10 protein-coding genes are annotated in these 14,907 nt (G+C 65.9%); 5 read left to right on the top strand and 5 right to left on the bottom strand.

What is annotated here, in order from left to right; translation table 11 throughout:
* Positions 1 to 17: 17 nt before the first annotated feature.
* Complete coding sequence (locus tag BX604_RS15910; RefSeq protein WP_098551634.1) at positions 18 to 962, bottom strand: metallophosphoesterase family protein; 945 nt, start codon at positions 960 to 962, stop codon at positions 18 to 20.
* 255 nt (positions 963 to 1,217) lie between these two features.
* Between BX604_RS15910 and BX604_RS15915 the strand changes: the two genes are divergently transcribed.
* The 3 genes from BX604_RS15915 (at position 1,218) to BX604_RS15925 (ending at position 5,994) form a co-directional block, all read left to right on the top strand.
* On the top strand, positions 1,218 to 2,807 hold the full coding sequence (locus BX604_RS15915; RefSeq protein ID WP_098551635.1) for an inorganic phosphate transporter: 1,590 nt from the start codon (positions 1,218 to 1,220) through the stop codon (positions 2,805 to 2,807).
* Positions 2,808 to 2,887: 80 nt separating this feature from the next.
* A complete protein-coding gene (locus BX604_RS15920) occupies positions 2,888 to 4,642 on the top strand; it encodes an ABC transporter permease (RefSeq protein WP_098551636.1) in 1,755 nt (584 codons plus the stop codon).
* 11 nt (positions 4,643 to 4,653) lie between these two features.
* A complete protein-coding gene (locus BX604_RS15925) occupies positions 4,654 to 5,994 on the top strand; it encodes an ABC transporter ATP-binding protein (RefSeq protein ID WP_098551637.1) in 1,341 nt (446 codons plus the stop codon).
* Between the two features lie 30 nt (positions 5,995 to 6,024).
* Here the strand turns inward: BX604_RS15925 and BX604_RS15930 are convergent, their stop codons facing one another.
* Complete coding sequence (locus BX604_RS15930; protein WP_098551638.1) at positions 6,025 to 6,903, bottom strand: MurR/RpiR family transcriptional regulator; 879 nt, start codon at positions 6,901 to 6,903, stop codon at positions 6,025 to 6,027.
* 370 nt (positions 6,904 to 7,273) lie between these two features.
* Here BX604_RS15930 and ggt point away from each other — a divergent pair, with 370 nt between their 5' ends.
* Together ggt and BX604_RS15940 are read left to right on the top strand one after the other, a co-directional pair.
* Positions 7,274 to 9,025 carry a gamma-glutamyltransferase gene (gene ggt / locus BX604_RS15935; RefSeq protein ID WP_098551639.1) on the top strand — a complete coding sequence of 584 codons (1,752 nt, stop codon included), beginning with the start codon at positions 7,274 to 7,276 and terminating at the stop codon, positions 9,023 to 9,025.
* 250 nt (positions 9,026 to 9,275) lie between these two features.
* On the top strand, positions 9,276 to 10,604 hold the full coding sequence (locus tag BX604_RS15940) for a dicarboxylate/amino acid:cation symporter (RefSeq protein ID WP_098551640.1): 1,329 nt from the start codon (positions 9,276 to 9,278) through the stop codon (positions 10,602 to 10,604).
* A 161-nt stretch (positions 10,605 to 10,765) separates the two neighbouring features.
* On the opposite strand, the gene BX604_RS15945 is transcribed toward BX604_RS15940, so the two are convergent.
* Genes BX604_RS15945 through BX604_RS15955 form a run of 3 tightly spaced genes read right to left on the bottom strand, consistent with a single transcriptional unit; the run spans position 10,766 to position 14,620 of the window.
* Positions 10,766 to 12,271: a cytochrome c gene (locus tag BX604_RS15945; protein ID WP_098551641.1), complete on the bottom strand. Its 1,506-nt coding sequence runs from the start codon at positions 12,269 to 12,271 to the stop codon at positions 10,766 to 10,768.
* 4 nt (positions 12,272 to 12,275) lie between these two features.
* On the bottom strand, positions 12,276 to 13,928 hold the full coding sequence (locus BX604_RS15950) for a GMC family oxidoreductase (protein WP_098551642.1): 1,653 nt from the start codon (positions 13,926 to 13,928) through the stop codon (positions 12,276 to 12,278).
* 5 nt (positions 13,929 to 13,933) lie between these two features.
* Positions 13,934 to 14,620, bottom strand: a complete 687-nt coding sequence (locus BX604_RS15955) for a sorbitol dehydrogenase family protein (protein ID WP_257146332.1) — start codon at positions 14,618 to 14,620, stop codon at positions 13,934 to 13,936.
* Positions 14,621 to 14,907: the final 287 nt, after the last annotated feature.

Below are 14,907 nucleotides of genomic sequence, written 5' to 3' on the forward strand. Positions count from 1 at the left end.
GTCGGTCTCCCGGTGCGTCATGCGAGCGTCGCGTCGTGCAGCGACGATGCGAGCGGATGGCCTGCGAAGTCGACGGTCGTGACGCCGAGCATCGCGGGCAGCCGGTCGCGCGGCACCGTGAGCGGCACCGGCCCCGGCCCGTTGCCGGCCGTCGGCTGCGGGAACGCGGTGGAGCGCGCGGTATGGAACGTCACGTTGCCCTCGACCTTCGACACGATCTGGTGGATGTGCCCGTTCAGCACGGTGACGGAGCCGAAGCGGCGCAGCAGCGCCATCGTCTGCGGCGCGTCGCCGGTGCCCCAGCCCCACGGTTCGTAGATGGTCCACATCGGCATGTGCGAGAACACGACGATCGGCGTGCTCGACGACTGCCCCTTCAGGTCCTGCGCGAGCCACGCAAGCTGATCGTCGCCGAAGCTGCCGAGCCCGTTCGGCTTGAAATGCATCACGTTGACGAGCGCGACGAAGTGCACGCCTGCGTGATCGAAGCTGTAGTAGCCGCGATTGTCCGATGCGTTGCCGAACCGGCTGAAGTACTCGGCGCCCGACCCGTCGGTGACGTCGTGTTCACCGGGCACCGTGTGCAGTTCGGGCACGCGCAGCGCGGACAGCAGTTGCGACGCGCGGTCGAATTCCTCCGGTCTGGACAGGTGCGTGATGTCGCCGGTGTGGATCGCCAGCGCGGGCGCGGCGGACATCCCGTTGACGAGGTCGATGGTCTGCCGCAGCGTCGCCGCGACATCGGGATTCGCGTCCTTGTTGAAGCCGATGTGCGTGTCGCTGATCTGCACGAACAGCGGCCGGCCCGCAGCGGCGGGGGGGAGCTCGCCGTTTTGCGCGAGCGCGAGGTCGAACGGCGTCAGGATGCCGCCCGACAGCGTAAACAGCGTACCGACGCCGCCGAACGCCATGCATTGCAGGGCTTTGCGGCGCGACGGACGGGTGGGAGTCGATGAAGACATGTGAGCCTCGCAATCGTATGACGGAACCGGACGGCCGGATCGTCCGGAAATAAACCGGCGTCGTTCGCTTGCCATACCGATGCGGCGACGGATTTATTCCCGTGCGTTACAAGGCCGGACGCCGATGCGAGCGGCTCGCGAGGCGGTATGGGGTCGCAGCAGGATGACCTGTCAATGTCTTGTAAGTGACATGTCACATTTGCGTCATGGCCGCCCTATAGCCTGCGACACCGAATCACCTCTCCGGAGCCCCTCATGCCGAATCTCGCGGCAACGGAAACCAGCGGTGCGGCCAGCCATCGCACGCGCACCATCAGCCTCGCGCTGTTTTTTCTGATCATTGCCTGCGGCATCGTCTATGTCGGCGTTCACCTGAGCGCGGATCTCGGTCCGGTCAAGGAAAGCTCGATCCTGCCGTTCCTGCTGCTCATCGTCGCGCTGCTGATCGCGCTCGGCTTCGAATTCGTGAACGGTTTCCACGACACCGCGAACGCGGTCGCGACCGTCATCTATACGCATTCGCTCGATCCGCACCTGGCGGTGGTCTGGTCGGGGTTGTGGAACCTGTGCGGCGTGCTCGTGTCGAGCGGCGCCGTCGCGTTCGGCATCCTGCAGTTGCTGCCGGTCGAACTGATCCTGCAGGTCGGCAGCGGGTCGGGCTTCGCGATGGTGTTCGCGCTGCTGATCGCGGCCGTCACGTGGAACCTCGCGACCTGGTATTTCGGGCTGCCGTCGTCGAGCTCGCATACGCTCGTCGGTTCGATCATCGGCGTCGGGCTGATGAACCAGATCGTCAGCGGCCCGTCGGGCACGAGCGGCGTCGACTGGAACCAGGCGCTCGGCGTCGGCAAGGCGCTGCTGTTCTCGCCGCTGGTCGGCTTCGTGCTGTCCGCGCTCGTGTTGCTGCTGCTGAAGGCGGTCGTGCGCGTGCCGGCGCTGTATCAGGAGCCGAAGGGCAACAAGCCGCCGCCGTTCTGGATTCGCCTGCTGCTGATCCTCACGTGCACGGGCGTGTCGTTCGCGCACGGGTCGAACGACGGGCAGAAAGGCATGGGCCTCATCATGCTGATCCTGATCGGCGTGATGCCGACCGCCTATGCGCTGAACAAGGCCGTGACGCCCGACCAGACGAGCACGTTCGTCGCCGTCGCGCGCCACGCATCGACGACGCTCGTGAAGTATGCGGACCCCGCCGCGCAGTCGGGCAACGCGCGCGCCGACGTCGAGGCCTATGTGCGCACCCACAAGCTGGCGCCCGCGACGATCCCCGCGCTGCGCCAGCTCACCGACACGATCGCCGACCAGGTCGCGCAGGCCGGCGGCATTTCGAGCGTGCCGCAGAACCTCGTCGACAACGTGCGCAACAACATGTACGTCGCGTCCGAGGCGATCCGGCTGATGGAAAAGGCGAAGGCGCCGGCGTTCTCCGTCGAGGATGCGAGCGCGCTCGACGCGTTCAAGCGGCAGATGGACCGCGCGACGAAGTTCATCCCGACATGGGTGAAGGTCGCCGTCGCGATCGCGCTCGGTCTCGGCACGATGGTCGGCTGGAAGCGGATCGTCGTGACGGTCGGCGAGAAGATCGGCAAGTCGCACCTCACGTACGGGCAGGGCGCGTCCGCCGAAGCCGTCGCGATGCTGACGATCGGGATGGCTGACGCATACGGGTTGCCGGTGTCGACGACGCACGTGCTCGCGTCCGGCGTGGCCGGCACGATGACCGCGAGCGGCGCGGGGCTGCGCTGGGACACGGTGCGCAATCTCGTGCTCGCGTGGGTGCTGACGTTGCCCGCGTCGATCGCGCTGTCGGCCGTTCTGTACTGGGCGCTGCACGGCCTGTTCTGAGCCGTGTCGGCTGATGCCACACCCGGCCGCGCGTCACGCGGCCGGCCCCATCGATTTTCAATTCCACCAAGACGCTACCGATGGATATCAGTTTCTTCGATCCGAATCGCACCGCCAACGCGTCTGCGTGGCGTGTGCTCCCCAACCGCTGGGATGCCGTCGCGTTTCCGCTGATCATCGGCATACTCGCGATGGCGATCGTCGGCTTCCATCAGACGATGGCGCCGATCGGCGTACTGCAGACGCAGAAGATCTCGCTCGATCCGTCGAACCTGCCCGAATATGCGTTGCGCACCACGCTGCGGATGCTCGCGGCGATGGTCGCGTCGCTCGTGTTTACGCTCGTCTACGGCACACTTGCCGCGAAAAGCCGCCGTGCAGGCATGGTGCTGATCCCGATCCTCGACATCCTGCAGTCGGTGCCGGTGCTCGGCTATATCTCGTTTACGGTCACGTTCTTTCTCGCGCTGTTTCCGGGGCGCGTGCTCGGCGCCGAACTCGCGGCGATCTTCGCGATCTTCACGAGCCAGGCGTGGAACATGACGTTCAGCTTCTACCAGTCGCTGCGCACCGTGCCGCGCGACCTGAGCGAAGTGTCGCGCGGCTTCCACCTGACGTCGTGGCAGCGTTTCTGGAAGCTCGAGGTGCCGTTCTCGATGCCGGGCCTGATCTGGAACATGATGATGTCGATGTCGGGCGGCTGGTTTTTCGTCGTCGCGTCGGAGGCCATCACCGTCGGCAACCAGACCATCACGCTGCCGGGCATCGGCGCGTATCTCGCGCAGGCCATCTCGGACAAGAACCTCGGTGCGGTGGGCTGGGTGATCGTCGCGATGTCGGTCGTGATCCTCGCGTATGACCAGTTCCTGTTCCGTCCGCTCGTCGCGTGGGCCGACAAGTTCCGGATGGAGAACACCGCATCGGGCGACGCGCCGCAGTCGTGGCTGCTCGACATGCTGCGCCGTACGCACCTGATCCATCAGTTGCTGGTGCCGGCCGGGTGGCTGCTGTCGCAGGCCGCACGGATTCCGCTGCGCGTGCCGTCGTTCAAGGGTGTCGGTGCGCGCGTCGCGTCGAGCCGTCGCTCGTCGCGCATCGGCGACATCGTGTGGGGCGCGTTCGTGATCCTGCTGACGGCGTACGTCGCATGGCGCGTCGTCAGCTTCGTCGCGACCGGCGTGACGATGGGCGAGGTCGGCCACGTGCTCGTGCTCGGGCTCATCACGCTGCTGCGCGTGCTGGTGCTGATCGCGATCGCATCGGTGATCTGGGTGCCGCTCGGCGTGCTGATCGGGCTGCGCCCGAAGCTGGCCGAGAAGATCCAGCCGCTCGCGCAGTTCCTCGCCGCATTCCCCGCGAACCTGCTGTTCCCGGTGTTCGTCATCGTGATCGTTCACTTCCACCTGAACGCGGATATCTGGCTGTCGCCGCTGATCGTGCTCGGCACGCAGTGGTACATCCTGTTCAACGTGATCGCCGGCGCGATGTCCTATCCGAACGACTACAAGGAAGCGACGAAGAACTTCCGCATCCGCGGCTGGCAGTGGTGGCGGCAAGCGATCCTGCCCGGCATCTTCCCGTACTACGTGACCGGTGCGATCACCGCGTCGGGCGGCGCGTGGAACGCGAGCATCGTGTCCGAGTTCGTGCAATGGGGCGACACGAAGGTCGTCGCGCACGGCCTCGGCGCATATATCGCGCAGACCACCGCCGCCGGCGATTTCCCGAAGATCATCCTGGGCATCGCCGTGATGTCCCTGTTCGTTACCTTGTTCAACCGTCTGCTGTGGCGTCCGATGTACGCCTATGCGGAATCCCGGCTCCGTCTCGATTGAGAGTAAGCGCGATGCAAAATTCGACTGTCATCAACGCCCCTGCCCAGACGCCGCTCCAGCCGCCGCGTCTCGGTGAAGAAATCCTGCGTGTCGAGCACGTGAACCGCGGCTTCAACAAGTCGCAGGGTGAACTGCTCGTGCTCGACGACGCGAACCTGTCGCTGCGCGAAGGCGAGATCGTCGGGCTGCTCGGCCGTTCCGGGTCGGGCAAGTCCACGCTGTTGCGCATCATCGCCGGCCTGATCGAGCCGACCGGCGGCGACGTGACTTATCTCGGCAAGCCGCTGAACGGCCCGGCCGAAGGCGTCGCGATGGTGTTCCAGACCTTCGCGCTGTTTCCGTGGCTGACCGTACTGCAGAACGTGGAAGCCGGGCTGGAAGCGCTCGGCGTCGGCGCGCGCGAGCGGCGCGAACGCGCGCTGGCGGCGATCGACCTGATCGGTCTCGACGGTTTCGAAAACGCATACCCGCGCGAGCTGTCGGGCGGGATGCGCCAGCGCGTGGGCTTTGCGCGCGCGCTCGTCGTCGATCCGACGATCCTGCTGATGGACGAGCCGTTCTCCGCACTCGACGTGCTGACCGCGGAAACGCTGCGTACCGACCTGCTGGACCTGTGGACGCAAGGCCGGATGCCGATCAAGTCGGTGCTGATCGTCACGCACAACATCGAGGAAGCGGTGTTCATGTGCGACCGGATTCTGGTGCTGTCGTCGAATCCGGGCCGGGTGATCGCCGAGATCAAGGTGCCGTTCAAGCATCCGCGCAACCGGCTGGATCCCGATTTCCGCAAGCTGGTCGACGACATTTACGCGAAGATGACCGCGCGCCAGACCAACGAGTCGACGAAGAAGGGGCTGGAGCCCGGCAGCTGGCTGCCGCGCGTGTCGACCAACCTGATGGCGGGTCTCATCGAAACGCTGGCGATGGCGCCGTACCACGGCCGTGCGGACATGCCGGAAATCGCGCGCACGCTGCATCTCGAAGTGGACGAACTGTTCCCGATCGCCGAAGTGTTGCAGTACCTCGGTTTCGCCGATGTGCGGGAAGGCGACATGTTCCTGACGCCGCCGGCGCGCGTGTTCGCCGAATTCGGTACGCAGGAGCGCAAGCTGATGTTCGCGGATCATCTGCTCAAGCATGTGCCGCTGGCTGCGCGGATCAGGAAGGTGCTCAACGAGCGCCCGGGCCATCGCGCGCCGCGCGTGCGCTTCGAGCAGGAGCTGGAGGATTTCCTGTCGGACGAAGCCGCCGAGGAAACGCTGGATGCGGTGATCGACTGGGGCCGTTACGGCGAAGTGTTTTCGTATAACGACAAGACGGAAGTGTTCAGTCTCGAGGACGTCGAAAGCTGACCCCCGCGCCCGAATGGCGACTACCGGCCGTCATTCGGGCAAATCCCGCAGGTTCGTATCCAGCTCGATGCCGCCGGTATTGAGCCGCTCGATCTTCTCCATCCGCTGCCGCGCGAGTTCCGGAAGCTGGTTCGTCACGCCGATCACGAGTGCTTCGGCCAGCGCCAGCGCCGGCACATTCGTTTGCAGCATCGCGAACGGCCGCCCGAGGATCCGCAGCACGATCTCCGCGAACGCGCTGATCGGCGAACGCCATTCGTCGGTGATCAGCAGCACCCGCGCGCCGAGCTGGTGCGCGGCCTGCGCGAACCGGATGCTGTCCTTCTGGTAGCGGCGGAAATCGAAAATGACCAGCACGTCGCCGGGCCCCATGTCGGCCAGCGCGACGGACGAGAGATTCACGTTCGGCTCGACGTATTGAACGTGCGGCCGCGCATATGCGAGCGTGAACGAAAACAGCGACGCGAGCGGCGCCGTATATCGCCCGCCGCCACAGAAGACGCGCACGTCCGGATCGGCCAGCAGCGTCACGGCCTGGTCGAAGGCGGCCGCGTCGAGTCCTTCGATCGTCGTCGCGAGCGATTGCGAGAGCCGCTGGAAGATCGCCGCATGGCTGTCGCGCATCCCGGATTCCGAGTGGAACGCATCCATGCGCGCGAGCGGCGAGTTCATCGCCGTGTCGATCTCGTCGTGCAACGCCTGCTGGAACGACGAGTAGTTCGGGAAGCCGATCCGCACGACGAAGCGGAACACGGTCGGGTCGCTGACTTCGGCTTGCTTCGCGAAGCTCGCGATCGGCCCGAGCCCGAGGCTCGGGTACCGATCCAGCAACGCCTGCGCGACCTTCTGTTCCGACGGCGTAAAGCTATCCATCTGGGATAGCAGCAACGCCCTGATGCTTGTCCCCATCGGGCACTCCGGCTTTCTCGTATCTGAATGACAAACGGCAGACCTGCGTCTGCCGGCGACTCCACGCATGTTAGCCGATCGGCGCGCCACGGGCCGCGTGCGGCTGCCGATTAGAGGGACGTATCGCCCGCCGACGCATTCCTCTTGGCGTGTAATAAAACAAACATGTAAGGCATGCCTGGTAGCGCAAGGCTTCGAGAGAAATTCACTGAATACCCTAGGTTTTGGCATGAAAATGCGAGTGCTATGATCGCGGCCTTGCTGAAATGTATCATTCATTACATGTCGGGTCAGCAGTGACGACCTGCCTGTCGGCGGGTCGCGCATCCCGGCATGGCCCGGTTATTTGAATTGTCTGGAGGATTCCGTCATGAGGCGGCTCGTAGTACTCACCCTGTTGTCGGCCATGAGCGTGTGCGCGTTCGCGGCGTCGGAACCCGCGGTCGAAGCGAAGAACGGCATGGTCGTGTCGTCGCAGCATTTCGCGTCGCAGATCGGCGTCGACATCCTGAAGGAAGGCGGCAACGCGGTGGACGCGGCGGTGGCGGTCGGCTACGCGCAGGCCGTGACCAACCCGTGCTGCGGCAACATCGGCGGCGGCGGTTTCATGACCGTTCACCTGGCCGACGGCCGCGACCGATTCATCAACTTCCGCGAAACGGCGCCGGCGGCGGCTTCGGCGAACATGTACCTCGATGCGAAGGGCAACGTCATTCCGGACGACAGCCTGTACGGCTATCGCGCGGTCGGCGTGCCGGGCACGGTCGCGGGCCTCGATCTCGCGCAGCGCAAGTACGGCAAGCTGACCCGCAAGCAGGTGATGGAGCCGGCGATCCGGCTCGCGCGCGACGGGTTCGTGCTGACGCGTGCCGATACGGACATCCTCGACACGACGATCGACCGCTTCAAGAAGGACCCGGACGCCGCGCGCATCTTCCTGCGCCCGGACGGCTCGCCGCTGCAGCCGGGCGACCGCCTGGTGCAGAAGGACCTCGCGCGCACGCTGGAGCGCATTGCAGAGCAGGGCCCCGACGCGTTCTATCACGGCGAGATCCCGAAGATCGTCGAAGCGGCCGCCAAGCGAGGCGGCGGGCTGATCACGGCGGCGGATTTCGCGGCGTATCGCGCGCAGGACATGGCGCCGCTGACTTGCACGTATCGCGGCTACGAGTTCGTGTCGGCGCCGCCGCCGAGCTCGGGCGGCGTGACGATGTGCGAGACGCTGAACATCCTCGAAGGGTATGACATGCGCAAGCTTGGCTACCATTCGGCCGCGTCGATCCACTACATGACCGAAGCGATGCGCCACGCGTACGAGGATCGCAACACGCTGCTGGGCGACCCGAACTTCATCGACAACCCGATCGCGAAGCTCACGAGCAAGGAATACGCGGCGCAGATCCGCAAGAGCATCCACGCCGACACGGCGACGCCGTCGGTCGACGTGCAGCCGGGCGTCGGCGTGCACGAGAAGCCGGAAACGACGCATTACTCGATCATCGACCACGACGGCAACGCGGTGTCGACGACGTATACGGTCAACGGCCGCTTCGGCGCCGTGGTCATCGCGCCGGGCACGGGCTTCTTCCTGAACGACGAGATGGACGACTTCACGGTCAAGGTCGGCGCGCAGAACATGTTCGGCCTCGTGCAGGGCACGCGCAACTCGATCGCGCCGGGCAAGCGTCCGCTGTCGTCGATGGCGCCGACCATCGTGAAGAAGGACGGCAAGGTGTTCATGGTGGTCGGCTCGCCGGGCGGCTCGCGGATCATCACGATCACGCTGCAGACCGTGCTGAACGTGATCGACTACGGGATGGCGCCGCAGGACGCGGTCGATGCGCCGCGTATCCATCATCAATGGCTGCCGGACGAGGTCTATTACGAAACCTACGGCCTGTCGCCCGACACGCTCGCGATCCTGCGCAACATGGGCTACAAGATGGTCGAGCAGACGCCGTGGGGCGCCGCCGAGCTGATCCTGGTCGGCCTGCCCGGCACCGAAGCGGCGAGCCGCCAGAGCTCCGGCAACGACTCGTCGGTCTCCGGCAACGTGCGCGTCGGCTTCGTGTACGGCTTCAACGATCCGCGCCGCCCGGCCGGTTCGGCGATCGGGTACTGATCCCGGGCGCGCTCCAGCGCGCAGCACGCTGAACGGCTGCAACCGGCGTTCGCCCCGCGCGCGAACGCCGGGGCGGCGGCAGCGCGTCCGTTCGCCGGCTTTCGCAGTCCCTTTCGTCGTCCCTTTCGCAGCAGCAAGCGCGGCGGCGGCCCGGCATGCCGGGCACGACCGACCCGCAGCACGCGCCGTGGCACGGCACCGGCGCGCGTCCTTCGTCCTTCAATTCCTGCCCCGTGCGTCGAATTCCGCTATGAACAAACGAATGTCCGCAGCAGTCTGGATCCTGCTCGCGATGGCGGCCGGCATCCTCATCGGCTACCTGATCTATACGCAATTTCCGAACAAGCAGTCGGCCGCCGAGATCGCCGGCTACATCTCGCTCGTGTCCGACGTGTTCCTGCGGCTGATCAAGATGGTGATCGGCCCGTTGGTGTTCTCGACGCTCGTCGTCGGCATCGCGCACATGGGCGATGCGTCGTCGGTGGGGCGCGTGTTCGTGAAGGCGCTCGGCTGGTTCGTCACCGCCTCGCTGATCTCGCTGCTGCTCGGGTTGCTGATGGCGAACCTGCTGCGGCCCGGCGAGAACCTCGGCCTGCCGCTGCCGGACATCGGCGCGTCCGCGCATCTCGCGACGTCGAAGTTCACGCTGAAGGATTTCGTCGGCCACATGGTGCCGAAATCGTTCGCCGAAGCGATGGCCAACAACGAGATCCTGCAGATCGTCGTGTTCTCGATGTTCTTCGGCGTCGCGCTGTCGGCGCTCGGCGAGCGCGGCAAGATTCTCGTCGCCGCGATCGACCAGCTGGCGCACGTGATGCTGAAGATCACCGGCTACGTGATGAAGCTCGCGCCGCTCGCGGTGCTGGCGGCGATGGCGTCGACGGTTGCGATCAACGGGCTGTCGATCCTGCTGAAGTTCGCGGTGTTCATGGGCGACTTCTACGTGAGCCTGTTCCTGCTGTGGAGCACGCTCGTCGCCGCCGGCCTGCTGTTCCTCGGCCGCCGCGTGTTCAAGCTGCTCGTGCTGATCAAGGAAGCGTTCATGCTGTCGTTCGCGACGGCCAGCTCCGAAGCCGCGTACCCGAAGATCCTCGATGCGCTCGACCGCTTCGGCGTGCGGCGCAAGATCTCGAGCTTCGTGATGCCGATGGGCTATTCGTTCAACCTCGACGGCTCGATGATGTACTGCACGTTCGCGTCGCTGTTCATCGCGCAGGCGTACGACATCCACCTGTCGCTCGGCACGCAGATCACGATGCTGCTGATCCTGATGCTGACGTCGAAGGGGATGGCCGGCGTGCCGCGCGCATCGCTCGTCGTGATCGCGGCGACGCTGCACCAGTTCGACATTCCCGAAGCCGGGCTGCTGCTGATTCTCGGCGTCGATACCTTCCTCGACATGGGGCGCTCGGCCACCAATGCGGTGGGCAATTCGATCGCCAGCGCGGTGGTCGCGAAGTGGGAAGGGGCGCTGATGTCGGAGTCCGAGGCCGCGGCGCATGCCGCGCATCTCGACGCCGAACTGGAACGGCAGACCAGCGGGGCCGCGCCTGACGCCGGTCGGGCAAGCCTGGTCTGAGCTTGCGTTTGCGAACGATGAGGCATCACGCGCCGGGACAACCGGCGGTTCGCGAGGTTGCCGCGCATCGCGGCAACCTCTGACGACGACATCGCGTTCATGCCGTCAGTCACGGCTGCCGCGGCGAACGTCCGGCGGCATCGTGACAAGGCCGCAGCCGATCAGACCGTGCTCTGGCCGGGCGCCACGCGACGCGCGCGGCGGTGCCGGACCATGATCCCGAGTGCGATCAGCAGCACGACAAGCACCGACGCCGGCAGCATCAGCGGCCGGGCCCGCACGAGCAGCGGAACCGGGCCGCCGCTGCGCACGACGGCTACATCGTCCGGCGTCACGGTCACGTCGGCATTGCCGTACTGCGCGAGCACATAGTTCGCGATCGCGGCGACCTGATCGTCCTTCAGCGGCTGGACGTACGAATCCTCGCCGAACGACGGCATCAGCACGTGCTGGCCGCCTGCGTCGCGGTCGACACCGTACAGGATCGCGGCAATCAGGTTCGACGGATTGCGCGAGCCCGTGGCGGTGTTGTTCGACAGCGACGGATACGCCTGACTCGGGCTGCCCTTGCCGTTGGCCTGGTGACAGCTCGCGCAGTAACCGCTGAACAGCGCCGCGCCCGTCGTCAGCGTGCCGTTCGCATTCAACGCGGACGCGCCGCGCAACGTTGCTTCGCTGCTGACTGCGCTGCCGTGCGTGAATGCCGGTACAGACTCGCGCTCGTCACGGATCGGCTTCGTGCTGCGCAGATACGTGACGATAGATTGCAGGTCCGCGTCCGACAGATACTGCAGGCTGTTCTGCACGGCTTCCGCCATCGGGCCGGCCGCCTGGTTCTTCCCGGGGGCGCGGCCGGTCTTCAGGTACGACACCAGCTCGTCGTCGGTCCACGCGCCGATCCCGCTCACCGGATCCGACGTGATGTTCGGCGCATACCACGCGCCGAGCTGAGCACCACCCAGGTTGCGGCCGAAGTCTTCGGCCATCAGCGCGTTGCGCGGCGTGTGGCACGCGCTGCAGTGCGCGAGCACGTTGGTCAGGTACGCACCGCGATTCCACTGCGCGTCGTGCGCCGGGTCGGCCTCGAAACGCTTGTTCGTCAGGAACAGCATGTTCCAGCCGGCCATGGCGGTGCGCATGCCGAACGGGAACGGCAGGTTCGTCACGGGGGCGGGATCGTCGACCGGCTTCACGGCGTGCATGAAGTACGCGTAAAGCGCGAGCACGTCGTCGTCGGTGAGGCCGCTGTACGACGTATACGGCATCGCCGGATACAGGCGTGCGCCGTCCGCGCGCACGCCTTCGCGCAGCGCGCGGGCGAACTGCGCCTCGGTGTAGTTGCCGATGCCGGCCGTTTTCGACGGCGTGATGTTGCTCGAATAGATCTGCCCCATCGGCGACGCGATGCCGTAGCCGCCCGCGAACGGCTTGCCGCCGTCGAGCGCGGTATGGCAGGCCATGCAGTCCGCCGCGATCGCGAGCTGATGGCCTTTTTCGATCAGCGCCGCATCGGCTGACGTCGACGTTGATGTCGACGTCGTGCCGGCCGTTGCGTCCTGCGCGAACGCGGGCGTGCCGACGCCGCCGCCGAACAGTCCGAGTGCGATGGCTGCGCCGTAGCCGGCGGCGCGCAGCGTGCGAAGTTGTCGTTGGATCGTGTGTTTCATCGCATCAACCCTTCGCGAGGCTGGCGGAAATCGAATCCGCGGCCTTCAGGCCGAGGGCCGCCATCGACAGCGTCGTGTTGACGACGGACGCCGACGGCATCGCGCCGCCGCCCGGCAGCCACAGGTTCGCATGGTCATGCGCGCGGCAGTCGCCGTCGACGACCGAGCTCTTCGGATCGGCGCCCATGATGGTGCCGCCCATGATGTGATTGTTCGCGTTCAGCGACGTCGTGATGTTGAACTCGACGGCGTCGAACAGGCTGCCGATATGCGTGAGCTGCTTGCATGCCGCGTCGTAGCCGCGTCGCACATAGTCGCCGACGTCGTAGTGGATGTCGGGGCACGCGAGGCCGAGCGGATCGACGCGCGTCTTGCTGAGCGTCAGGCGGTTGTTCGGATCGGGCAGCGGTTCCAGGCTGATCGACAGGTCGACGCCGTAGATCGCGCGACGCCGGATTTCCTCGTCGAGCGCCTTGCCGACCAGGCCGAGCTTCAGCGCCTGCTGCGTGGCCGGCCCGACGCGCGAGATGTTGTTCAGGATCATCTTGTTCGCCGAATACTGCCCGCGGAAATCGCCGTCGCGCGGGCCGACGATGCAGCTGCTCTGCGCGGGGCCGCGGCCGAGCCACATCGGCTCGTTCGCGAGGAACGTGCAGTGGAAGCCCGAGTGATCCATCATGTTGCGGCCGACCTGGTCCGAGCCGTTCGCGATGCCGTGCGGATTGCGCTCGTTCGCGGCGAGCAGCAGCAGGCGCGGCGTCTCGATGCCGTTGCACGCGAGCACGAACATCTTGCCGCTCGCCTTGTGCGACTTGTGCGACGTGTCGTACCAGTGCACGGCCGTCACGCGATTGTTTGCATCGGTGTCGATCTTGTAGACGACCGATTCGGCGAGCACCTTCGCGCCCTTGCGCTCCGCGCGCTCGATGTGATGGATGCCGTTGTACATCGCGCCGATCGGGCAGATCGGCTGGCAGTTGTTGTTGCCGCAACAGACCGGGCGGCCGTGCCACGGCCGCGTGCTGCGCGCCTGTGGAATCGGGATCGATTGGTAGCCATGCGCGTTGACGACTTCGGCGAAGCGCCGGTCGCCATGGCCCCACGGCACCATGTCCATCGGATACGGGCGGCTGCGCTGCGATGGCGACTGCATGGCCGGATCGCTCGGCCCGGCGACGCCCATCTGCTCTTCCGCGCGGCAGTAGTACGGCTCGAGCTCGTCATAGGAGATCGGCCAGTCGCGGCCGACGCCATACGTCGACTTCATCCGGAAATCGACCGGCAGGTGGCGCCAGCTCGACGCGGCCCAGTGCCACGTCGTGCCGCCGACCGTGCGCAGATAACCCTGCTGGAAACTCTGGCCGTCGCGGCCGCTCAGGCCGACGTAATTGTTCTTCGGAAAATACAGCGGGGCCGGCGCGTTCGGCGCCTGCGGGTAGAGCCCCTGGAAGTCGGAGCCCACGCGATTGTCGAAGGGCATGTTGCGCCAGTTCTCGACCGCCTGCGCGCGTTCGATGCGCAGGCCGGATTCGATGATCAGCACCGAATGGCCCTGGCTGACGAGTTGATCGGCGATCAGGCCGCCCACCACGCCGGAGCCCACGATCACGACGTCGGCCGACACGTCGCCGTTCGATTCAAAGACAGGAGTTCTCATGGGATTCAGGCGTGCTTTTGCGGGAGCGGGGTGGTTGCTGGCGCAACCGTTTTGCGGGGCGGCGCGACATCGGCCGGCGGCGGTTCGGCGGTCCACCACAGCGGGCCGTTCGAACAATAGGTCGGTGCGCTCATCCCGTCCTGGACGGTGTCGTACATCAGCGCATCGGCATAGGCGACCATGACGGCCTTCTGGCCATGTCCGACGGTGCCCGTGTACCACGCGGCGACGATCGCGAGCGCCGTGTCGTGCAGACCGGCGCTGTCGGCATCGGCCAGCAGTTGCGCGGGCGTCTGGCCGGCGCGGACGCGTTGCGCCAGCGCGGTCGCACGCGCGGCAAAACCGGCATCCGTGCGACTGAAGGCGTCGACCAGGCGCGAGGCCGTCGTCGGGTCGAGATTCGCATGGCCTGTCAGCGCTTTCGACAGTGCGAGAAAGGTTTTGCCGTCGAGCGACGGCTGCTGTGCGAAGGCGGATCCGGGGGCGGCGGTCAACAGCCCGACTTGCGTCAGCGCCGCCGCCATCACTTTCAGCGCCGTTCTCCGGGTAACGCCGGCGCGCGCAGTGACGCGCCTTTCATGATCGTGTGGGGCCATGTCGTTTTCGTCTTTTTGCGAGAGATATTTTCTTTCTTCGAAGATTCCGCGAGGGGAGTCGCTCCCGGTCGCAACGACCGGAATGTCTTCCTTCACAGCATTGCGTCACGCATCCGAACACACCGGCAAACGATCATGACCGGCTGAACGGAGAATGCCACATGCCGTGAGAATCGGCTTTTTATCTGTCAAGGCGGGGCATAATCCGGGCACGTGAAAATGGAACCGGTTCCATTTTCACGTCCAATGCTCCGTTCAAATTTTCATCGGGCGGGGAGGAGTGTAGCGATATTGCCCGGATCGCGTATTTTCGCGACGGAATCGGGCGCTGAATGCCGGCCGACGCACGGTTAATCCGCCGGGCCGCAACCGGCGCCGGACAT

Origin of the sequence: Burkholderia sp. JKS000303, from assembly GCF_002563755.1 — a bacterium.
GTDB classification, from domain to species: Bacteria; Pseudomonadota; Gammaproteobacteria; order Burkholderiales; family Burkholderiaceae; genus Burkholderia; species Burkholderia anthina_B.